Below are 21,519 nucleotides of genomic sequence, written 5' to 3' on the forward strand. Positions count from 1 at the left end.
TAAAGGTTATTTTTCTTGTGTCCTTATTCACATCTGCCTAGACTAACGCAATATTTTTTGATGGATCTGTTAAGACAGTGCTAAATGATCTGATATGCCCGCTCGACTCCTCACCTTTAACATTAAAAGAGCGTACTTTAATTTGTCAAAACGGCCACAGTTTTGATCTTGCCAAAACAGGCTATGCCAATCTTCTTCCTGTACAAAATAAAAGATCTAAAGACCCTGGTGATAGCAAGGCAATGGTGCAAGCAAGGCAGGCATTTTTAAACAGCCAGGCTTATCTTCCTATTGCGCAAAAGCTTCATCAGATTCTAACAGAGCAAATCGGTTTAACTGAGTCATTGAATGATGACATTCGACTTTTAGATGCAGGGTGTGGCGAAGGCTATTATCTATCTTATTTAGCGACTCAAGAAGATTATCAACTCAAATCGAGTGTCGGGTTAGATATCTCTAAATGGGCTGTTGCTGCAGCAAGTAAACGCAATAAAGCATTGTCTTGGCTGGTGGCATCTAATGCTCATTTACCCATGCCTGAAAATCGATTTGATGCTATTTTATGTCTGTTTGGTTTCCCTGTTTGGTCTGAATTTGAGCGGGTTCTAAGTGATCAAGGTTTTATTGTTGTCGCAGATTCTGGGGAAGACCACTTGCTTGAATTGAGGCAAGTTTTATACCCAGAAATTCGGCCTCATAAGGCACCAAATTATGATGGGATTTCAGGTTTTAAACTGATATCGAGCCAATCAATCCGCTTTTCATTTGAGGTAAATACTCAGCAAGCACTAATGGATTTACTCGCAATGACACCCCATATGCACAAAGCCCCATATGCTGGGCGCAAAGCCATCGAGGCCTTAACACACTTAAGGTTAACCGCAGATGTCACCTTTAGTCTTTTACAAAAGCAGTCGAATACTGAGCTGGAGAACAACCCTAATGCCTAAGTTAGATGATCTATTTATTAACAACAGAGAGTGGGCAGAATCCATTACTCGTGAGCAGCCAGACTTTTTTGAAACCTTGTCGAAGCAGCAAAAACCAGAATACTTATGGATTGGCTGTGCCGATAGCCGAGTGCCAGCTAATGAGATCATCAATCTTTTACCTGGTGAAGTTTTTGTTCACCGCAATATTGCTAATGTGGTCGTACATAGTGATTTAAACTGCTTGTCAGTGATTCAATTTGCTGTCGAAGTATTGAAGGTGAAGCATATTATGGTTGTTGGTCATTATGGCTGTGGTGGCATTAAAGCGGCAATGGATGGACAAGAGCATGGCTTAATTGATAACTGGCTTGGACATATCAAAGATGTGTACCGTTTTCATCAGCAAGCGATAGATGCAGAAACCGATGAAAAACGTAAATTTGATCTTTTATGTGAGCTTAATGTGGTTGAACAAGTGGCAAATGTTTGTCAAACCAGCATAGTTCAAAATGCTTGGAAAGCGGGTCAAGAATTACAAGTACATGGTTGGGTTTATGGTATTAATAATGGCTTAATTAAAGACTTGGATGTGAGTGTCTCTGGGCTTTAACACGCCTATTTAGCGTTGAAAAAAGCGTGTTAATTTAACACGCTTTTTTTGTGCCCCTGATCTTAGCTAGCGACTGTTTTAGTTACTGTCAGCAATGATTTGAGCACAGGCTGAAATAGTCTGTCTAATCCACATATGCCCTGGATCATGCTGTAATAATGGGCTCCACAGCATTTTTAGCTCGACAGGCGGGATTTCAAATGGAGTAGGTAAGACGACCGTTTCACTGCTATCAGCCAAAAGGCGTGTCGCAAGTAAGGGCAGTGTAGCCACTAGCCCTAGTTGTTCTGTGGCACGCATAGCAACATTATAGTTACGGGTGAATAAACGAATACTGCGTTTTAGTCCCATATCGGCAAGCGTTGAGTCAACCCAACCTAGTTTTTGTACCTCATCCGGTTGAATGCCCACACCCACACCAAAGCCTGTTTTGCTCACCCAAACATGTTGTGCTTTTAAATAAGCATCAAGGCTAGGGTTAAGTGCTAATTCGCTATCCTTATGGGCAATGCAGGCAAAGCGGTCAACCCACACAGACTTTTGATGAAAGGATTGGGGTAAGGTTTCAAAGCGGTTGATAATAAGATCAACCTTACCTTTTTCAACATCGTGAAAGCTCACATCACTTGGATTCATGACATCAAGAATGACGTTGGGAGCTTCTTTTTGAAGGCGTGCCATTAAAGGAGGAATTAAGGTTGCTTCGGCATAATCACTTGCCATGATGCGAAATACACGAGAACTTGAGCTTGCATCAAAACTTTGCCCTAGATGAAGGACTTCATCTACGGATTGTAAAATCAAGCTGACTCTTGGTTGCAGCTGAATCGCTAAAGCAGTTGGCATCATACCATCACTTGTTCTGACTAAAAGAGGGTCATGAAACAAGTCTCTTAAACGGCGTAAACCGTTACTCATGGCAGGCTGAGTAATGCCTAATTGATTGGCTGCGTGAGTCACATTTTGTTCACGAAGTAGAGAGTCTAAGTAACGTAGTAAATTTAAATCCACTTTATCTAGCTGCATATCAAACTCTCATCACAAATTTGACCCGAATCATACTGTATTTAGGGACTAATGAAAAATCCATTAGGTCAATTTCTGGTGTATTTGTCATATTAGATCGTTTAGACATTAGTCTAGATTTTTAGAAAACTTTAAGCTCAATTAAGCTTGGGGGGAAGAAAGTGAAGGCGGTTTTATGGGGATTTTAAAGCGGTTGAATCAGGCTCAATAAGTATGTGCCTGATTCATTTGTACAGATTCCTTAATCTTAGAGTCTTTAAACGAGTGGTAGTACTTCGTAGCAGGCGCCCATTGTATGGTAATCGGTTTTACCCGCAGGACTTTTATTATCATCTATCGCTTGGTTGTCCTGGGTTAAAATGCGAAACCAAGCACCGTGTTTATGATCTATCATATGCTCCCACGCATATTGCCAAAGCTGTTGATAAATCTGCCAGTACTTATCTTCTCCGGTACTGTTAGCTAACCAAGCGGCAGCAGCAAAGCTTTCCGCTTGTACCCAAAAGTATTTATCACTATCACAGACCTGGCCTTTAGGGTCATAGCCATAAACCAAGCCCTGGTTGCTCTTATCCCACGCTTTTTCCCATGCCATATCAAAGAGGTGTTTCGCTTTTTCAACTAGCCAGTCAGCTGGTGCTCTGTCATTTAGCATCAATAATAACTTAGTCCACTCGGTTTGATGGCCTGGTTGAAAGCCCCAAGGTCGAAATAAATTTTTAGGGTCATCAAGGTTATAATGCCAATCAATTTGCCAGTTAATATCGTAATGCTCCCATATTTCACCATTTGAGAGATTGGCTTGGCGTTGACAAATGTTTTTTGCCAAGCATTGAGCACGTTCTAAATAACGTTTATCTTGGGTTGCATCAAAGGCTGCTAACATGGCTTCACAACTATGCATATTGGCATTTTGGCCACGATAATCTGAAACGTCTTGCCAATGGTTGCTAATCTCATCACGATACAGCTCAAAGTCAGCATCCCAAAAGTGAGCTTCCATTAGCTCAAATGTTTCTTCTAACCAAGCTTTGGCTTCTTTCACACCTGACTTAAGAGCTTGAGCGTAGGCTAAAAGTACAAACGCTAGCCCATAACAATGGTTAGTATCATCAAGATTTTCATCGCCTTTTAATAGCCAGGTATAGCCTCCATCTGCTTTTTTATGTCTTTCTCTTAGGTAGCTAAGTCCATGGAGCATGGCTTCGAAGTAATCTGGGTTTTGAGTGGCTTGAAAGGCTTTTGCATAATTGAAAATAAAGCGGGTACTGCTGACTAGATGACGTGTCTTTGTGTCATAAACCTTGCCATTGTCTTTAAAAAAATGGAAATAACCCCCTTCAGGGTCAATGCAATTAGGATGATAAAAAGCCATGGTATTTGAAATGTGTTGAGTCAGAAACTCAGAGCTTTGAAAATCAGGATTAGCCATTTTAATACACTACTCGCAAATTATTTGATGAATACTTTAATAGGGTAATCTATTTATTAATTAAATCAATTAGATTTAATTAATAAAATTAAGTAGTTTCAACATATTGTTTGAATTATCTTTTTTTATTGAAAGCTAGGCTTTTAGAGGGGATCAAAGGGTCAATGAAACATTCAGGTAGTACGTCTGAACAAAGCCGCCTTTATAATGAGCGAATTATTTTACAAGCTGTGCGTGAACAGCCTGGTATTTCGCGGGCTCAAATTGCAGAGCTTGCGGGGTTAAGTGCTCAGACCATATCTGTGATTACCTCTTATTTAATTGAGAAGGAGCTAGTTTGCATTACTGGGAAAGTGAAGGGTAAACGTGGTCAGCCTTCAATTAAGCTTGAGATCAATGCTCAAGGTGCGTATGGCTTAGGTATTAATATTGATAGAGACCATATCAGTGCCGCCTTAGTCGACTTTAATGGTGCCTGCTTGCTGCTGCGCCAATGTCATGTGCATTTCCCCACCGAAACGGAAGCTAAGCAAATAGCGCTGGGTCTGATTGAAGAGGTGCGAGATAACTTAGGGGATGATTGGAACAAGGTGCAGGGAGTGGGTCTGACCATGCCTGATTATATGGCCGAATGGTTAGAAAGCTTAGTCTTGAAAGCCGATGAAGCACTAGACTTGATGCACTTAAGAAATGCGATGACCTATTGGGCATCGGATGATTTCAAGCTTTGGCTTGCAAGGCATACAGAAAAAACAGTGATTTGCGAAAATGATGCAAATGCCTCTGCGATTAATGAGCTTTTATTAAGTGGCGGAGAGATTTCTGCCCAGGACTTCTTCTATATTTTTGTCGGCGCCGCGTGTGGTGGTGGCATAGTATCTAAAGGTGAGTGTGTGCAAGGTGCAGCCGGTAAAGCGGGTAATTTTGGTCTTATTCCCACGGCTAAAGGTGAGCTTGGTGCTTGGATTTTAGAGGCCCTTTCAACCGTATCGTTAAAGCGTTTTTTTGCACAGCAAGAGGTGACTTACCCGAGTAATGACAATGCTTGGCAAGTGAAAAATGTGCAAGCTTTAGTCACTAATTGGTGTGAAAAAGTGGCTGCTGACATTACGCCTGCTCTCATTAGTATTATTGCTCTGCAAGATCCAAAGCGTATCCTGTTAGGAGGGCGATTACCTTCTTCTGTGTTAAAGGTATTGATTAATGTATTAACACTGAGTGTAAGAGAATCCGCACCTAAAGTACTTGATTTACCGCCTATTGACGTAGCTGTGACCGGTGCCACCTCAAGTATTGTTGGAGCTGCCATTTTGCCTTTGTATCAAACCTTTTCACCTTATCATTCTTTATTGTTAGTGACAGACGAACCGTTTAAGCGACAAGCAATACAGGGTGTCAATGGGCTTGAAAAATCATGATTTTAGAAATTCATTGTCATGACAGAATTGGAATGGCGAGCCAAGTATTAGATCTGTTCATTCCCTATGATATTGACTTAAAAGGTATTGAAATCGATCGTAAGCATGATCGTATGTATTGCGCTTTTGCTGATATTGCCTTTGAACACTTGCAAACACTGATGGCTGAAATTAGGCGGATTGATGGGGTTTTTGATGTTAAAACGGCCATGTTTACGCCGTCCGACCGAGCTCATAATGCGTTATTTACCTTGATCGAAACCTTATCGGATGGTGTCGTCTCTCTTGATCTGTTTGGTCATATTATGATGGCAAATCAGACGGCTATGGATGACTTGCAGCTAGGGGATTCTCCCTTTGGTCAACCTATCAGCCAGTACCTTAAAGGGGTGCATTTTAGTAAAGAGTATTTCTCCAGTGCTAACTTAACCAAATTAAAACGCTTTCAAAGTAAAAGGGTAAGGGTGGCGGGTAAAACCTTGTTACTTGAAATCTTACCTATATACATACCCGATGAGGTTGAAGGTGAGCCTGTCAGAGCTGGCACCTTGGTTCAAATTAAGTCAGAAACACGTTTGGGTGCGCAGGCAGAAAAATTACGTCATGCTGCGGTGCAAGATGTTGCACTTGAGCAGGTGGTGGCGAAAAGCCCCTTAATGAAAGCATTAGTGAAACAACTGACTGCCTTTTTGGCGCTTAAATCTCCCCTCTTTTTATCCGGTGAAGCGGGCAGTGGCAAGCAAGACTTGGTTAAAGCAATGCATTTAAGTTGGCAAAAATTGAATGGAATTAATCAAGGTATAGTAAAGAGTATGAGTGGTAATAAGCTAACGCTTAAGCACTTAGAGGCATCACCTCAAAGCCAATGGTGGATAGTAAATGAACCCCAATGGATAAGTGTAGAGATGCATGAGGTCGTTCTGGACTTTTTAGATAAGGTGCCAAATTTAGACTTTACTTTTAATCGACTGATTTTTGTCTCAGACACTCCGTTAGAAGAACTGGCTGAACGTTACCCTGCACAAAGAGCCTTTTTGTATCGTATTGCTCAGTTTTCATTGCATTTACCGCCCCTTAGGTCACGTAAACAGGACCTCTCTGAGTTGACACACTATTACTGCAAACTCGCCTGCTTAGACTTAAATAAGCCCATGTTAAAAGTGAGCAGGGCCGCTTTTAGTAAGCTAGCCTTGCATACTTGGCCTGGGAACCTTACTGAACTTAGGCATGTTTGTTACCAGGCCTGTTTATTGACCAGTAAAAGTACCATTGATTTAGGTGATATTAATTTAGTCAATAAAGCCCAAGAGCAGCAGCCTGATGTTGAGCTTGAGCTGATTGAAGGGTCTTTAGATAAAACCATGAAGCAATTTGAGGCCAAACTGTTAGCCAGCTTATTTCCAAGTTACCCAAGTAGCCGCCTGTTGGCAGATAAGGTGGGCATGAGTCATAGTTCTGTGGCGAATAAATTACGTGAATACGGGATCAAAAAAGATCCTGATTAGCGATTATCTTGACTAGATAGAGACACAAACAGGGAGACAGTAAAATGGTGAATGATCAAGGTGATAAGGAAAAAGAGGATTTAGAGAAATATCAGGGGCTTTCTGAATCTGCATTAGTTTGGGCTCGTTTTTTCTCATCTTTAATCGGTGCAAGCTATAGCTTTCCCTTTGGCCCAGATACCATGGTTTTTAAGGTGGCAGGCAAAGTATTTGGATTGATCTACGAAAAGGAAGATATCTTAAGGCTAAATTTAAAGTGCGATCCAGAGCATGCTCTTGAGTTAAGGGATGTGTTTAACAGTGTTGTCCCAGGCTATCACATGAATAAAAAGCATTGGAATACCTTATTACTTGATGGTGAATTACCGCCTGGAGAAATAGAGCGCCAAATAGAGCATTCTTATTTACAAGTGGTGAATAAACTTCCTAAGAAACAAGCTGCACTGTTATCAAAAGGAATGCAGTGAAGCACAGATTTAGTTGATAGTTAGAATAAAAAAGAGGCTAGAAAATCTAGCCCCTGGCCAAATTGAAATAACTGCAAGATGATAATGGCGCGGTTATACAAAGCCTAAACTGAGTAATCTAATCCCAATAAAGAATGTCTAAACCTACAAACCTGTGTTGTAAGTCATAAAGAGTGTAACGGTTTGATTTTTACAAGAATCGGCAATATCTCTTAAATACTAAGAGGATTGTGAGTGATGGGTATTAAGGGTTTGGCAGGCTGTTTTGTGGGTAATCTGAAAATAAAAAAACAGCTAGACTTAATGATTTAAGCCTAGCTGCACATTTTGTGGTTTAGATTGAAAACTAGCCACAATTTTGCTGATTTTTTTGGCAAAGAAAGCGTGTGTTTTTTTGCCAAACTCATAAAACTTATTGGCAGTATCTTGGCTTTCAGAGGCAAATCCCCATTTCGCTAATAGTGCTTCGTACTCTTGTTGTGAATCCATAATGTATCTCCTTCTTTACTGTGGTTTGTTGTTTAATTACAACAATTACATAATAGATCGCATTCAAAGTAGGGACAAACGATGCTTTTTCACCAAATAGGTTAGAATAATTCATCTATTTTGTGGTTTAGCGCTGTAATATTGTTTCACTTAATGGCTCTTGAGCTTTATTCATTTAGCCATAATTCATTAGACGGTATTTAGCGTACCTTGTTTTATCGCTAAAATTTGCGATGCCAGATCGCTAACATTAAGGGGAGTAAATTGAGCTTGATTAAACTCCCGTTGGCAAATTTGATAAATTGCTCTGTTATAAGGGGCAGGTATGCCATTTTGTAGACCGACATTAATACAATTTTCAATACATTTTTACCCATTGGCCTGAATAATTGCACGGGATAAGCCTTCTAAACTGTCGTTCTTAACGCAGATTAAAATAATATCGGGTGTAGGGCTGTCAGCAAAATCCTCAATTGTATTGGCCCTAATCTTGACGCCTTTTTCCTTTTGGTTTTGTTTGTAGGCAAAGATTCCATCTTGCTTGATCGTCTCAAGTGTTTCCCCCTGATCCATCACAAAAAAGTTTTTATGGTAAGGAGATATCCAAGCGGTAATGCTCGATCCCACGGCACCTGCGCCAATTAAAAGAAGAGTTTTAGGGTCATATTTCATCGGATCTTCCTTTATCCTTAGAATGTGAAGGGGGCTTTATAGTCTTCGTTAGGTAAGTCAAAGCAAGCATTCATCTGCTTTGCATAGCGAAACTGAAAAGGGTTGGGGTCTATATCTAAGGTGTGTAAAAGCTCCGCATAGGGGCCTTTACCTATGATTAATGCCCCCGGATCTTTGCCGCCTTTTTGCCAAAGTCGGTTCATATATTTATTCACCATAAACTCGGCTTTAAACTGGGTTGGGCTTTGTAATAACTGACTTCCTAGTTTGGAGTAAATATTAGATTTCACATCAAATGACATTGCAGATCCTTGCGTTGGCACAGATAGAGTAAAGTACTGATTGCCAAATTCATCCGTCGCCTGTGTTTTTGATGTCTGGTTTTCAACCTTTATATCTATGGTATCGACTACTTTAGGAAGCCCCCAAATATCGTTACCGCGAATGCGGTTCTCTAATGAGGTGACGGGCATGTGAAAAACATAATAGCCAAATTTACTGAATAAACTGTCTTTAATTACAGGTAATACAGGGATGTTTACCTTGGGGTCTATCATGACCGGAATGGTCATGGCGATTTCATTATAAGGTGCGACACCTTTCACCCTTTGATACTCATAGCAGGAGAAAGTAACAAGCGCCCTGCCTCTCGGCATAGGGACAGGCTTCATCTTTGGATGAGGCAATAGGGCTTGGGCTTTTTTGAAATCACATAAGAAAATACCGATAGCGCAGGTGACATTGCCGTAGAGCGTTGGAAACTGGTAGTCTCTACTGATTGAGTCAGTTAGCTTAAGTGGTTGTTTTGCTTTGCGAAAAACAAACTGTTGAAAAAATTCATCAGTAAATTCTTCATCATTAGCAAGCAGACCAGGCTCAATTATATTGTTAGGTTTCATGGATTTCCTCATACTCAAAAGCTTAGTTAATGGCTATCTGAGATGATTATTATGATAAAAGGGATGTGATATAAATGGTAAAAATAGCCTAATAGGAGTCGTAAATGATTGACGCGTTTATTAGTCACCTTTATCGCTCTGCTCCAAGTATTGCGCCCGATAAGTATCGTGTTTGGGCATTAGAACAACTGACTAGTGTGATTGAATTTGATGCTGCATTTTGGGGGACGGGCAATCAAACCCATATTCATTTTCATTATGTTGATCAAGTCGGTCTAGATGATAAGTATGTGGAACACTTAGAATCCACTATGGCTATTAACCCCATAAAAGATGAAGTGCTGAATAATTTAGATCTACCGATAGACATGGCTGACGTGGTTGAGGACAAGGTATTTTATCGCTCTGAACTTTATCACACCTTGTTTAAGCCCTATGGCATTGAGCGTATCTTAGCTGCAGCACATTTAGAGATGGATTCTGGTCTTTATACTCTAATAAGCCTTTATCGATTTGATCGTGATCACCCATTTAGTCTGCAAGAGAAGCAGTTACAAAAACAGCTCATGTTTCACCTTGTTGCTGCTATCTCTCATGCTTCTTTTTTACATTTAAGAGTCGGTCAGGTTTTACAAGATACCCAAGGTCAGGAATGTGCTGCGTTATGTGACCTTACTGGCTGCTTTCATGATGTTCATCCAAGTTTTATGACCTTACTGTATGAGCATTTTTCAAGGCGAAATATTTATAGTTTGCCGATTGATATTCCAGATGCGCTTGCACACGCTGCCCTTAGTACTGAAGTAGACCCTGATCGTCTTTATACAGTGATAAGTCATGATCTAGTGTTTGAGTTAACTTTAATGGGAAGCCTAGTTAAGGTGGGTTTAAGGCCTTTAGGCCCATTGGATAAGCTAAGTGCTAGGGAAAAAGAGATAGTTCAATTAGTGTGTAAAGGACTTACCTTTAAAGAGGTTGCGAAAAAGCTCCAGCTAGCACCTTCGACGATTTCAAATCATCTTTATCGAGTCTATGACAAGTTGGCGATCTCCAGCCGGTCCGAGCTAGCCCAATTGATGGGACCAGCTCAAGATGCTGTTTAAGTGAAATTGGCTGCTAATCTGAAGCGCTTAAATATTAAAGGCTCAAGTGTTATAGGTTTTTGAGGTTAAGCTCGGGTGGTGTTAATTCATGTTCATCATGCACATAAAAATCGTCACTTTGGGCTCCATCCCACCATTGCTTCCAAGGGTAGGGGAGCTCAGGATTTGTTTCTAACTCTCCTTCTTTTAAGCTAGGAATCATGACCCCAAGGGATATGCTAAGACTATAGTTAGTGCGTCTTTTGATCATATTAGGGGTAAGTTTTCTTGGGTCATCAAGGCCTAAGCTGCCGACTAATTCAAAAAAGCTGTGGAGGGTATTTTTCTGAAAGTAAGTGACTCTTTGTGCCTTGGCTTGGACATCAATTGCTTTCCCCCGAACCGGGTCTTGAGTGGCAATACCGGTTGGACATTGGTTACTATTACAGGACTGACTTTGAATACAGCCTAATGCCAACATCATGGTTCTAGCGGCATTGACCGTATCGGCCCCAGCGGCAATCTTGCTTAATAAATCAAAACTGGATGCGGTTTTGCCAGAGGCAATAACGCTGATTTTATTACGGATACCTGCTCCAATGAGCATGCTGTTAACTAGGTAAACTGCATCTAGGCAGGTCATACCCAGTCGGTTTGAAAACTCTACAGGTGCTGCTCCTGTTCCACCTTCAGCGCCATCTACCGTAATGAAATCAGGGTAAATTTGCAGCTCTAGCATGGCTTTGCAAATGCTTAGAAACTCAGCCGGATTACCAAGGCAAAGTTTAAAACCTATGGGTTTACCTTTACTTAAAGTACGCAAGGTTTGGATGAAGTTGAGCAGTGCTTTTGGTGTTTTGCATTCTGGATGTATTGCGGGTGAAACACAGTCTTCTTCCTTAGATATACCTCTAACCCTTGCGATCTCATCGGTAATTTTAGCTTTCGGGAGAACGCCACCATGTCCAGGTTTGGCGCCTTGAGATAGCTTTATTTCTATCATCTTAACCTGATTTAATAGGGCCGTTTTAGTAAAACTATCTGGACAAAAGTCGCCAGATTGAGTTCGACAGCCAAATAATCCAGAGCCAATTTGCCAGACAATGTCACCACCGTGTTTTAAATGATAGGGGCTAACGCTACCTTCACCTGTGTTATGGCTAAATCCGCCATTGTGAGCACCTAGATTTAAGGCTTCGATCGCTTGATGGCTAAGCGCGCCGAAACTCATTGCTGAAATATTTAAATAAGCTGCGCTATAGGGTTGTAGGCAGTCAGGCCCGCCTATAAGAACTCGCTTTTGCTCTTCCTTTACTTCTTTAGGAGACAGGGAGTGCCATAAACTTAAATAATTTTCTTCTAGTAGTTCCCTTTGAGTGCCAAAGGCAATGGTGTCTCTTAAATTTTTGGCTCTTCGATAAACCAGACTACGCTGTTCTCTATTAAAGGGGAGCTCCTCTGTTTCGCTCGCCACAAAGTATTGATGAATCTCCTTACGAAAATTCTCTAGAAAATATCTTATATAAGCAGAGACAGGATAAAGGCGATTTAGGCTGTGTGGGCTGAAGAAAATGTCATAGGCCCCGATAGCGCTATACGCTAAGGTGAAGATCAAAAAAACGATAGCGGCAGTCGAACCAGTAAGGCTAAACCAAGATAATGTGAGTGCATTGCCAGCAAGTGCAATGAACCAAAAGCAGGTTTGCATTAACGTCATAATGAGTTGTTCTCGCTTTTATAATGTTTACGAACTTAACTGAGTATAAGTATAGAGTCTTGAAATGGCGTGAAGTTTCAAAGGATTTTTCAATTAAATTAAGGGATTAAGTTTTAAATGAAGGGTTTTGTCTAGCGGATGAAAAATTCATCTTAAATGCATAATTATTTAGTTTAATGGTTTTTTGAATAATGTTTAGCCAGAAAGAAGGTTTAAAAAAGCTAGGAAAGTTTTAATAACCTCAGTATTTGTTGAGTCAAAATAAGAGGGATTTTATTTACATAATAATTTTAGGCAAAGCCCAAGTGTGGAAGCATTAATATGAGTTTGTTATCAACTAAGCAGGTCGTTCTGCGCATTATATTGATTATCTTTTTGGTCGAACTGGCCATAATGATGCTATTTCAATTATTTCCTTTAAACCTCTCTCCCACCATTATTGCTGTCCTTGATGCATTTTTTCTAGCGAGCCTGTCTTTGTTTCCCATTTACTATTGGGTCATAAAACCTTTTGTTGATGCGCGGGAGGAGATGCTAGAGCAAATCAAAAAATTGGCTTTAACTGACCCCTTAACCCAATTAGGAAACCGTCGTTATTTTTTAAAAAATATGGAAAAAGTGGTTTCCAGTAATGGCCGTTATAAAGAACAAGCCGCGATATTATTAATAGATCTAGATGGTTTTAAAAAAATTAATGATGAACATGGTCATGAGGCCGGTGATGCGCTTTTAGTCGAAATTTCATCGAGACTACAAGCCCTGATTCGCTATGAAGACCTGGTCGCTAGGCTAGGTGGTGATGAATTTGTGGTGTTGTTGCAGCGTATGTATGGAAATAGCTTGGTTAATCGCGAGATTGTTCAACAAATTGGGATAGAGTTACTCGGCATTATTAATCAACCTTTTTATTATAAAGGAAAGCCGCTAAGTGTGGGTGCGAGTGTCGGGGTGAGAACCTTTGCTGGCGATGAGAAGGATGTGGATAGTTTATTACGTTCTGCTGATGTCGCCATGTATCAAGCGAAAAAACCAAACTCGCCAAAGGTTGTATTTGCCTAATTTTCAACAAATCATGCTTGATACATAAAAAAAACCGATCAACGGGGAGTTTGATCGGTTTTTGCTTTTATCACTCGGTTTTACTTTCTTTTTACATTTCACGATTTTACTTACTTTGCTTTTTTAAACTATAAACTCGAAAAGTGAATTAACTGTTTCTAATCTTTGTAGTGTCTAGAGGCTTGCTGTTTTTTAGCGAGTTGCTTACGGCGCTTCTCTTCTTCTGTTTCAATGCGAATAGGCTTAAGTGAGCGTGTTTGGGCTTGTGCGCCTAGGTTTTTTGCCAACACGAATATAGCCAAGCAAACTGCTGAAAACATCATAAATTCGATCATATTGGCGTACTCCAGATTCTTTAACTTTTTCTTACTATGGATTCATCATGGATGAAAATAGCCGATAGGTAAAGTAAGAAAAGTATGTTTTAAGTAATTTTTCTATGGTTTGTAAACTTATATATAGGGTCCAAACTTTGCTTTTCAAGCCTAATAATCAAGCTTTTAAGTGTTTTAGATATGGGCTCATTTTGACTAATTTTTCATGTTTTTTAAGCGTTTACTTAATGCAGGTTGCGAAACGCCTAACATACGCGCCGCTAAAGACTGATTCCCTTGAGCTCGGCTCATGGCTTCTGTGACTAATTGTTCTGCCATTTGAGTCAATGTTGGTACTGGCATATTAGGATGAAAGGTCACACTGTCTCCTTGACTAAGGCTGAGATTTTCTTTGTCAAATAAGTGGGTAAAGCTAGACGTGTCTAGGGTGCCGTCATGGCTTCGGCTCACTGCATCATAAACAAGGGCCTTAAGCTCACGTGCATTGCCTGGAAAAGTATAGCTACTTAATAAGATAGGTAATCGCTTGGGCACCTTAGGGTAGCTTTTACCGAGTTCATTACAAGCCAGTTTGACAAAGTGATCAATTAAAATAGGCAGGTCAGATAGTCTTTCCCTAAGTGGTGGAATTTTCACTTGATGGGTTTTCAGCCTAAAAAATAAATCTTTTCTGAATTTCCCTTGCTCTTGTCTTAGGGCTAAATCTTGATGGGTCGCAACTATGACTCTGGCTTGAATTCGCTTAGGTTTATCACTGCCTAATGGATAGTATTCACCTTCTTGTAGTAAACGTAATAACTTCACTTGGGAAGCCAAACTTAAATCGCCAATCTCATCTAAAAAGAGAGTGCCCCCAGCGGCTTTTTCAACCAGTCCAGGCCTCTCCTTATCTGCACCTGTAAAGGCCCCACGGCTATGCCCAAATAAAGTGTCCGCGAAAATATCATCATCTAAGCCTGCCACATTTACTGTCACAAGCTCACCTTTACGGGCACTGAGTGAGTGGGCGACATTGGCAAAGAGCTCTTTACCCACACCACTTTCACCACAAATAAGAATAGGTTGGTTAGTTTTAGCAATAGATTCTAGATATTTAAAGACGGACCACATGGTGTTAGAGGCGGTGATGATAGAATCAAACAGTTCTGGTTTTTGCAGCTCTGTGGTTAGCATTTGTCGTCGTAATAACTGGTTTTCAATGCTCAATTCTTGCGTGCGTATCGCCCGCTTAATACCTTCAATGATCTGACTTTGTTCAGTGGTTTTAACAAAATAATCAAACGCGCCTTGTTTAACGCAGTCGACTGCTGCCTCAACCTGGTTGATGCCACTAATCACAATAACGCATACATCGGGGTACTCTTCTTTAAACCAGGTCAGTAAATCTCGTCCGGATAAGCCTGGCATGGTGAGGTCCAATAGAACCAAGCCAGCATTTAATTGCTGCATGAGCTCAGGCACTAATCTTGGCTCTGAACAGGTGTGAATATTATTAATATCATTTCGTTCAAGAGTAAGAGACATGCTGCGCAGAAAAGACACTTCATCATCAACTAAGAGCACGGGAAATTGTGGATATAAACTAGAATCTGACATCTGGCTAAAACTTCTTAAAAATTTAAATAAAATGGCAGTTCAGTCGATCATGCCATTTTTGCGGTGAATTTTAGTGGGCATATTATTCCCTATCTATGGAAAGAGTGCATCTGTTAGTAGGGATTAGACCAATTAAACCTTCTTTTAAGGCATATAGCAGGGCAAACAGATGGTGACAGTGGTACCCAGTAGTTTTACCGAATCAAACGTCATGCTGCCTTCATGGGCCTGCACTATGCTTGCTGATACAGATAGGCCTAACCCTGTTCCTCCAAGTTCACGTTTAGTGGTGAAAAAAGGGTCTGTCAGGCGTGGCAATAAGTTCTCATCAATTCCGCCTCCTTGATCTTCTACTTTAATAATGACTTGCGTATTGGATTGATTCAGTTCACTTGATACGCGAATTCGTTGCCCTTTTGAATCCAAAGCATCACAAGCATTAATAATCAGGTTTATCATTACCTGCTCAATACGTTGAGCACTGCCCATAATCAGGAGGTGTTGGTCTTGAAGATTGAGTTCAAACTCGTCTGTGGCGGTTCGAATAGACTTATCTACGAGTCTGACAGCAGTTTGAATTACCTTATTAATGTCGACTTCCTGCTTGATTTCGTCCGGTTCTGAACGGGCAAAATCTTTTAAATCATTAACAATATTTCGAATCCGAATGGTGCCTTGATCCATTTCATCTAGCAGATAGGGGAGCTCTTGTTTGATTCGGTTAAAGCTAAGGCCGGCGAGTTTAAATTCACCATGTTCTTGTGCATGGGCTTCTAGTTTGGGCAGCGCATCTATCCAGGCCTCTTTTAAGAGCGGAAGATTTAGCATGAGCAAGCCTGTTGGGTTGTTGATCTCATGGGCAACGCCAGAGACCAGCACACCAAGAGAGGCCATTTTATCGGCCTGAATGAGCTGTTGCTGTTGCTCATGAATTTGGGAGGAGCGTTTTTCTACTTCCTTGCGAAGCATGGAGTTCCAAACCACAATGCCTGCGAGCGTCAGCAATAATAAGCTCGCTGCAATGCCTACGATCTGAGCAATAATATCCCAAGGCAAGCCTTTCTTTTCCAAAGAGCCTAACCATTTTTCATAAATTTCTTGCTGGCGGCCTGTGTTCTTCAAAATCGCTAAACCTTCAGTAAAGCGGGAGATTAACGCTTCATTTTTAGGTAGAACACCATAGCCCAAACGTTGTCCTTGTACTGGACTACTAATAGGATAAATATTATTTAGCCCCATCTCTTTAGTGAGATACAAGCTAGGTAAATTTGCGATTAAGGCAAAGTCATGTTTACCCGCAGCTAATAAGCGTAAAGCCTCTAAATGAGTGGGGGCAGGGATGATCTTAGCCCCTATGTCCTCATTAATGAGGTACTCATGCATAATGCTGGCATTTTGAACGATGACTTCTTTGTCTTTAAGCATGCTGACATTAGAGATATTGGGGGAGTCATCCCTTGCAAAAATAGATTGGTTAACAATAGAGTGGGGAGGCGAAAAAGAGATGGTTTGGGCCCTAACGACGGAATAGGCAATACCTTGTAATACATCCACATCTTCTTGATAAAGTCCTTTTAGCGCTGTCTTCCAGTCGCTCATGCGAAACTCAACTTCAAAACCCATTAACTCAGCTATAGCTAAGGTTAACTCCACCGTATAACCATCTGGTTCCCCATATTGGTTTACAAATTCATAGGGAGGGTAACTATGATCAGCACCCACTACAAATACCGGCTTTTGCATTCCGCTTTTATTATCTATCTCTGCCATAAGCTGTTGCGACATGAGTAAAAGTGCACAGGTCAAAAATGTGGTGATAGTAACCAGTGGGAACTTGGGTAAATAGCGGTTTAATTGAGTCATAGGTCATTTTGCTTAGGGTTGATCTGGGTATGTTAACTAGATGTAAAACAGAAGAACAGCAGACTTTAGCAGGCGCATATCTTAAGCCTCAATCAGTGTATAACAAAGGTTATACCTATAGCTTTTGTTATAGCTAAGGTAATAAACCCCAAATCTAGGCTTAATAGACTTAAAAATGAAAGAAATTAGCCATCGTAGGATTCTGCTTTATAACTTTTATTATATTCTTGTTAACTTAGTGTTACATCTCAAAATAAAATTAAAAGTCCTATTTATCATATGTTTACGTGTATTTTTTGTTTTTTGGCACTGCCCTTGCTATGTAATGCCTTGTAAAACTGAACGATATAAAAATAACGAGGACATTATGACAATTAAAAAAGCAATTTTGAAAACCATGCTTGCTCCAGCACTAGCCGGTGCATCTGTATTAGCAATGGCTGCTGGTGATAACTTCATCTCTATCGGTACTGGTGGTGTAACTGGGGTTTACTACCCAGCAGGTGGTTCGATTTGCCGTATGTTAAACAAAGAGCGTAAAGTTCATGGCATCCGTTGTTCAGTTGAATCTACAGGTGGTTCTGCTTATAACGTAAACAGCATTCGTTCAGGCGAACTAGAATTTGGTGTTGCTCAATCTGATGTTCAAGCGTCTGCTCTAGCAGGTGTTGGTCAGTTTGCTGATAATGCTTACCCAGAACTACGTTCTGTTTTCTCTATCCACCCAGAGCCTATTCACATGATGGCTCGTGCTGATTCTGGCATCACGACTTTTGAAGACCTTAAAGGTAAGCGTGTAAACATCGGTAACCCAGGTTCTGGTAACCGTGCCATGATGGAATTGCTAATGGCTGAACGTGGTTGGACAAAAGAGACTTTCCGCATCGCTGCTGAGCTTAAGTCTTCTGAGCAAGCACAAGCACTGTGTGATGATAAATTTGATGTCACTATCTGGTTGTCTGGTCTACCTAACGGTTCTGCTCAAGAAGCAACAACAACATGTGATGTAAACATGATCCCAATGAATGATCTTGTTTCAAAAGCTATCTTGAAAGAGCACGGTGAATACTCTTCTGCAATCATTCCTGGTGGCATGTATGCAGGTAACGAAGAAGACATCGAAACATTTGGTCCTAAAGCAACTTTGGTAACCTCTATTGATGTTCCTGAGCAAGTGGTTTATCAGTTGACTAAGTCTGTCTTTGAAAACTTCAACTCTTTCAAACGTCTACACCCAGCGTTCAAACGCTTAACACCAGAAGAAATGGCTACAACGGCACTAGTTGCGCCACTTCACCCAGGTGCTGCTAAGTACTACCGCGAAATGGGTTATATCAAGTAACCAGCATTCGTAATGACTAAATTCAGCCTGTTTAAGTGAAAGCTTAACAGGCTGTTTTAGTGTGTAAAAAAGGTGAGCCTAGCTCGCCATCCTGCGTTAAATAAGTTTCTTACGATTTAAGCTTTGGGCGACTGGACCTAGTCTGACCTGACATGGGTTCGGTTGCTCCTTTTTAATTTGCGTTTATTAATTCGATTTTGATTACGCCTTAGGTAATCTTGCTGGAGCCTAGTATGACTAGTGATGCGAAAGTGTCTCCCACTGCGGAACATCTGGACGACCTCATCGCTGAGGCAGATACAGGAAATCGACAACCTAAAAGTCGTTTTGCTGTTGCTTTACTGTTTTTATTACCACTAACCTGGTCGCTTTATCAATTATGGATAGGTTCGCCGCTTCCTTCTCAATTGGGAATTGGTTTTTTAAACGATACGGAATCAAGAGCCCTTCACCTAGCATTTGCCGTTATGCTTGCTTTTCTTGCTTTCCCTGCTTTTAGTAAAAGCCCTAAACATCGTATTCCCTACCTTGATTATGCTTTAGCTCTGGTCGCTGCATTTTGTGCAAGTTACCTGTATTTATTTTATGAAGCCTTATCATTGCGTCCAGGCTTGCCAACCACATTAGATCTAGTGGTAGCAGGGATTGGTATCGCCTTAACACTTGAAGCTGCACGTCGTTCTTTGGGACCACCATTGATGATAGTGGCGTTGCTTTTCCTTGCTTATGTTTTCTTCGGCGATAGTCAATATGTGCCGGATATTTTACGTTGGAAAGGGGCTTCGATTGAAAAAGCCATGACACATATGTGGTTAACCACGGAGGGAGTATTTGGTATTGCCTTGGGTGTGTCTTCGGGTTTTGTTTTCTTATTTGTACTTTTTGGTGCCTTATTAAACCAAGCCGGTGCCGGTAACTATTTTATTCAAGTAGCCTTTGCATTACTTGGCCATATGCGCGGCGGCCCAGCGAAAGCAGCAGTATTATCTTCTGCCATGACAGGCCTAATTTCGGGTTCTTCCATCGCTAACGTGGTAACCACGGGTACCTTCACGATTCCCCTTATGAAAAAGGTGGGCTTTAGTGCTGAGAAAGCCGGTGCAGTTGAAGTATCATCTTCGGTAAATGGCGTAATCATGCCGCCTGTCATGGGGGCAGTTGCTTTCTTGATGGTTGAGTATGTGGGTATTTCCTACATTGAAGTGGTCAAGCACGCCTTCTTACCTGCGACGATCTCTTACATCGCTTTGCTTTACATCGTTCATCTAGAAGCGATGAAGAGCAATATGCAAGGCTTGCCACGTAGCACTCCAGCACGTCCTTGGAAAATTCAACTGCTTCGTTCTGGCTTAATTACCGCAAGCATGCTGATTTTGGCCGGTGTACTTTATTATTTGGTCGTTGCGATCAAGTGGTTGTTTGGTGATTTTGCCAACATAGCACTATTGTCTTTTGTGGTGTTTGGTTACTTTGGGCTGCTTTATTTATCTGCCAAAAAACCAGACCTTGCAATGGAAGATGCGAATGCTGAAATTGTCCGTCTGCCTAAATTTGCCGACATTTATCAATCAGGATTGTACTACCTAGTGCCCCTTGTATTGTTAATTTGGTTCTTGATGGTAGAGCGTAAATCACCTGGTTTATCTGCATTTTGGGCTTGTGTCCTAATGGCCTTTATCTTATTTACACAAAAGCCGTTAAAAGCCTGGATGCGTAAACAAGGTAAGATCAAAACCGCTTGTCAGGATGGACTAGTTGACCTTGCGGATGGTCTGATTACCGGTGCCCGAAACATGATTGGTATCGGGGTGGCAACAGCAACAGCGGGGATCATAGTTGGGACTGTGACTCTGACGGGTATTGGTCAAGTAATGGCTGAGTTTGTTGAGCTAGTATCAGGTGGTGTGCTTATTATCATGCTATTGATGGTTGCACTAATCAGTCTTGTACTGGGTATGGGGTTACCAACAACAGCTAACTATATCGTTGTTTCTTCTTTGATGGCGAGTGTGGTGGTGGAGTTAGGTGCGCAAAACGGCCTAATCGTACCGCTAATCGCTATTCATATGTTCGTGTTTTACTTTGGCATAATGGCGGATGTGACCCCCCCGGTTGGTCTCGCCTCATTTGCCGCGGCGGCTGTTTCTGGTGGTGATCCCATCAAGACAGGTTTTACCGCCTTTTTCTATTCCATGAGAACGGCACTACTGCCATTCCTATTCATCTTTAATACTGATTTGTTGTTAATCGATGTGACATTCGCACAAGGGGTAATGGTCTTTATTGTTTCCCTAGCAGCTATGTTGATCTTTGCTGCGGCGACTCAAGGCTACTTCTTTAGTAAGAGTCGTTGGTACGAATCTGCACTCTTATTATTGGTTGCATTCACCCTGTTCCGCCCAGGTTTCTGGTTGGATCAAATCATCGAGCCTTTCGAGGAACGTGGAGCCACTAGCATGATGGCATACATTGATGAATCACCAGATCTACAGCAATTACGTATTTCTGTTGAAGGTGAAAACATCGATGGTCGTTGGGTAAGCAAAACCGTTAACATTCCAATTGCCAAAGGTGATAGTGCTGGAGACCGTTTATATGACGGTGCGGGTATGGAAGTGCGTGAAGAAAACGGGGCTATCTATATTGATAACCTGGTCTTTGGTGGTTATGCAGAAGCGCAGAAGTTAGACTTTGACTGGCAAGTGACTCGTTTCCAGTTAGAGACACAAAGACCAGCTAAAGAGTGGTTCTTTATTCCAGCCTTCTTACTAGCATTTGCCATTATGAAAATCCAAAAAGGTCGTCGTGAAGAGGATGAAGCGAATGGTAAAGCAAGCGCTAATCTAAGTTAATTCTTCGAATGAGACGGATAAAAAAACCTAGTCAGAGATTACTCAGGCTAGGTTTTTTTTGATACTTTGTTCCACTAAATTAGACATTGTGAACTTATGTTTAACCAAATTTCTAATCTTTAAAATATTGATATATATAAAATTTAAATAAGTCAGCATTCAAATGTGTATTTTAATCCATAATGGTTAAATCGAAGTGTAAGTTATTGTATAGTTAATATAC

General features: G+C 41.0%; 18 protein-coding genes. 9 read left to right on the forward strand and 9 right to left on the reverse strand.

Translation table 11 applies throughout. The annotated features are described in order from the left end of the window. Positions 1–77 precede the first annotated feature (77 nt). The gene (locus MED121_RS10825; protein ID WP_009833731.1) at positions 78–950 is read left to right on the forward strand and encodes a putative RNA methyltransferase; all 873 of its coding nucleotides are present in this window, start codon (positions 78–80) and stop codon (positions 948–950) included. Further along, positions 943–1,542, forward strand: coding sequence for a carbonate dehydratase (gene can, locus MED121_RS10830; protein WP_009833732.1), 600 nt, complete (start codon positions 943–945; stop codon positions 1,540–1,542). Before MED121_RS10825 ends, can begins: the two co-directional genes overlap by 8 nt. Before the next feature lie 78 nt (positions 1,543–1,620). On the opposite strand, the gene MED121_RS10835 is transcribed toward can, so the two are convergent. Both MED121_RS10835 and MED121_RS10840 read right to left on the reverse strand, forming a co-directional pair. Next, positions 1,621–2,568 (reverse strand): LysR family transcriptional regulator, encoded by a 948-nt coding sequence (locus MED121_RS10835; RefSeq protein WP_009833733.1) that lies wholly within the window; start codon positions 2,566–2,568, stop codon positions 1,621–1,623. 256 nt (positions 2,569–2,824) lie between these two features. Next, positions 2,825–4,000, reverse strand: coding sequence for an AGE family epimerase/isomerase (locus MED121_RS10840; protein ID WP_009833734.1), 1,176 nt, complete (start codon positions 3,998–4,000; stop codon positions 2,825–2,827). Positions 4,001–4,164: 164 nt separating this feature from the next. On the opposite strand from MED121_RS10840, the gene MED121_RS10845 reads away from it, so the two are divergent. The 3 genes from MED121_RS10845 to MED121_RS10855 are packed head-to-tail and all read left to right on the forward strand — an operon-like array spanning position 4,165 to position 7,390. Further along, complete coding sequence (locus MED121_RS10845; RefSeq protein ID WP_009833735.1) at positions 4,165–5,418, forward strand: ROK family transcriptional regulator; 1,254 nt, start codon at positions 4,165–4,167, stop codon at positions 5,416–5,418. After that, complete coding sequence (locus tag MED121_RS10850; protein ID WP_009833736.1) at positions 5,415–6,923, forward strand: TyrR/PhhR family helix-turn-helix DNA-binding protein; 1,509 nt, start codon at positions 5,415–5,417, stop codon at positions 6,921–6,923. Before MED121_RS10845 ends, MED121_RS10850 begins: the two co-directional genes overlap by 4 nt. Before the next feature lie 44 nt (positions 6,924–6,967). Further along, the gene (locus MED121_RS10855; protein WP_009833737.1) at positions 6,968–7,390 is read left to right on the forward strand and encodes an MmcQ/YjbR family DNA-binding protein; all 423 of its coding nucleotides are present in this window, start codon (positions 6,968–6,970) and stop codon (positions 7,388–7,390) included. A gap of 300 nt (positions 7,391–7,690) precedes the next feature. On the opposite strand, the gene MED121_RS10860 is transcribed toward MED121_RS10855, so the two are convergent. The 3 genes from MED121_RS10860 to MED121_RS10870 form a co-directional block, all read right to left on the reverse strand. Further along, positions 7,691–7,879 carry a hypothetical protein gene (locus tag MED121_RS10860; protein WP_009833738.1) on the reverse strand — a complete coding sequence of 63 codons (189 nt, stop codon included), beginning with the start codon at positions 7,877–7,879 and terminating at the stop codon, positions 7,691–7,693. 369 nt (positions 7,880–8,248) lie between these two features. After that, on the reverse strand, positions 8,249–8,551 hold the full coding sequence (locus MED121_RS10865; RefSeq protein WP_009833740.1) for a 2-dehydropantoate 2-reductase N-terminal domain-containing protein: 303 nt from the start codon (positions 8,549–8,551) through the stop codon (positions 8,249–8,251). A gap of 17 nt (positions 8,552–8,568) precedes the next feature. Then, a complete protein-coding gene (locus MED121_RS10870; protein WP_009833741.1) occupies positions 8,569–9,450 on the reverse strand; it encodes an acetoacetate decarboxylase family protein in 882 nt (293 codons plus the stop codon). Positions 9,451–9,554: 104 nt separating this feature from the next. On the opposite strand from MED121_RS10870, the gene MED121_RS10875 reads away from it, so the two are divergent. After that, positions 9,555–10,553, forward strand: coding sequence for a LuxR C-terminal-related transcriptional regulator (locus tag MED121_RS10875; protein WP_009833742.1), 999 nt, complete (start codon positions 9,555–9,557; stop codon positions 10,551–10,553). A gap of 49 nt (positions 10,554–10,602) precedes the next feature. On the opposite strand, the gene MED121_RS10880 is transcribed toward MED121_RS10875, so the two are convergent. Further along, complete coding sequence (locus MED121_RS10880; protein WP_036179972.1) at positions 10,603–12,249, reverse strand: FMN-binding glutamate synthase family protein; 1,647 nt, start codon at positions 12,247–12,249, stop codon at positions 10,603–10,605. A gap of 321 nt (positions 12,250–12,570) precedes the next feature. On the opposite strand from MED121_RS10880, the gene MED121_RS10885 reads away from it, so the two are divergent. Continuing rightward, on the forward strand, positions 12,571–13,308 hold the full coding sequence (locus tag MED121_RS10885; protein ID WP_009833744.1) for a GGDEF domain-containing protein: 738 nt from the start codon (positions 12,571–12,573) through the stop codon (positions 13,306–13,308). 158 nt (positions 13,309–13,466) lie between these two features. Here the strand turns inward: MED121_RS10885 and MED121_RS24420 are convergent, their stop codons facing one another. The 3 genes from MED121_RS24420 to MED121_RS10895 form a co-directional block, all read right to left on the reverse strand. Next, complete coding sequence (locus MED121_RS24420; protein ID WP_009833745.1) at positions 13,467–13,643, reverse strand: hypothetical protein; 177 nt, start codon at positions 13,641–13,643, stop codon at positions 13,467–13,469. A 195-nt stretch (positions 13,644–13,838) separates the two neighbouring features. Beyond that, positions 13,839–15,239 carry a sigma-54 dependent transcriptional regulator gene (locus MED121_RS10890; protein WP_009833746.1) on the reverse strand — a complete coding sequence of 467 codons (1,401 nt, stop codon included), beginning with the start codon at positions 15,237–15,239 and terminating at the stop codon, positions 13,839–13,841. Between the two features lie 144 nt (positions 15,240–15,383). Then, the gene (locus MED121_RS10895) at positions 15,384–17,102 is read right to left on the reverse strand and encodes a transporter substrate-binding domain-containing protein (RefSeq protein ID WP_009833747.1); all 1,719 of its coding nucleotides are present in this window, start codon (positions 17,100–17,102) and stop codon (positions 15,384–15,386) included. 367 nt (positions 17,103–17,469) lie between these two features. Here MED121_RS10895 and MED121_RS10900 point away from each other — a divergent pair, with 367 nt between their 5' ends. Beyond that, entirely contained in the window at positions 17,470–18,444 is a 975-nt protein-coding gene (locus tag MED121_RS10900) for a TAXI family TRAP transporter solute-binding subunit (RefSeq protein ID WP_036180240.1), read from the forward strand. A gap of 233 nt (positions 18,445–18,677) precedes the next feature. Further along, positions 18,678–21,296 (forward strand): TRAP transporter permease, encoded by a 2,619-nt coding sequence (locus tag MED121_RS10905; protein ID WP_009833749.1) that lies wholly within the window; start codon positions 18,678–18,680, stop codon positions 21,294–21,296. Positions 21,297–21,519 lie beyond the last annotated feature (223 nt).

The organism is Marinomonas sp. MED121, from assembly GCF_000153025.1.
GTDB lineage: Bacteria > Pseudomonadota > Gammaproteobacteria > Pseudomonadales > Marinomonadaceae > Marinomonas.

What these genes read in the sequence shown, in the direction of transcription:
- MED121_RS10865 (WP_009833740.1), bottom strand. Translation starts at nt 8,551, where the DNA reads ATGAAATATGACCCTAAAACTCTTCTTTTAATTGGCGCAGGTGCCGTG.
- MED121_RS10835 (WP_009833733.1), bottom strand. Translation starts at nt 2,568, where the DNA reads ATGCAGCTAGATAAAGTGGATTTAAATTTACTACGTTACTTAGACTCT.
- MED121_RS10880 (WP_036179972.1), bottom strand. Translation starts at nt 12,249, where the DNA reads ATGACGTTAATGCAAACCTGCTTTTGGTTCATTGCACTTGCTGGCAAT.
- MED121_RS10905 (WP_009833749.1), top strand. Translation starts at nt 18,678, where the DNA reads ATGACTAGTGATGCGAAAGTGTCTCCCACTGCGGAACATCTGGACGAC.
- MED121_RS10875 (WP_009833742.1), top strand. Translation starts at nt 9,555, where the DNA reads ATGATTGACGCGTTTATTAGTCACCTTTATCGCTCTGCTCCAAGTATT.
- MED121_RS10890 (WP_009833746.1), bottom strand. Translation starts at nt 15,239, where the DNA reads ATGTCAGATTCTAGTTTATATCCACAATTTCCCGTGCTCTTAGTTGAT.
- MED121_RS10850 (WP_009833736.1), top strand. Translation starts at nt 5,415, where the DNA reads ATGATTTTAGAAATTCATTGTCATGACAGAATTGGAATGGCGAGCCAA.
- MED121_RS10855 (WP_009833737.1), top strand. Translation starts at nt 6,968, where the DNA reads ATGGTGAATGATCAAGGTGATAAGGAAAAAGAGGATTTAGAGAAATAT.
- MED121_RS10885 (WP_009833744.1), top strand. Translation starts at nt 12,571, where the DNA reads ATGAGTTTGTTATCAACTAAGCAGGTCGTTCTGCGCATTATATTGATT.
- MED121_RS24420 (WP_009833745.1), bottom strand. Translation starts at nt 13,643, where the DNA reads ATGATCGAATTTATGATGTTTTCAGCAGTTTGCTTGGCTATATTCGTG.
- MED121_RS10840 (WP_009833734.1), bottom strand. Translation starts at nt 4,000, where the DNA reads ATGGCTAATCCTGATTTTCAAAGCTCTGAGTTTCTGACTCAACACATT.
- MED121_RS10870 (WP_009833741.1), bottom strand. Translation starts at nt 9,450, where the DNA reads ATGAAACCTAACAATATAATTGAGCCTGGTCTGCTTGCTAATGATGAA.
- can (WP_009833732.1), top strand. Translation starts at nt 943, where the DNA reads ATGCCTAAGTTAGATGATCTATTTATTAACAACAGAGAGTGGGCAGAA.
- MED121_RS10845 (WP_009833735.1), top strand. Translation starts at nt 4,165, where the DNA reads ATGAAACATTCAGGTAGTACGTCTGAACAAAGCCGCCTTTATAATGAG.
- MED121_RS10895 (WP_009833747.1), bottom strand. Translation starts at nt 17,102, where the DNA reads ATGACTCAATTAAACCGCTATTTACCCAAGTTCCCACTGGTTACTATC.
- MED121_RS10900 (WP_036180240.1), top strand. Translation starts at nt 17,470, where the DNA reads ATGACAATTAAAAAAGCAATTTTGAAAACCATGCTTGCTCCAGCACTA.
- MED121_RS10860 (WP_009833738.1), bottom strand. Translation starts at nt 7,879, where the DNA reads ATGGATTCACAACAAGAGTACGAAGCACTATTAGCGAAATGGGGATTT.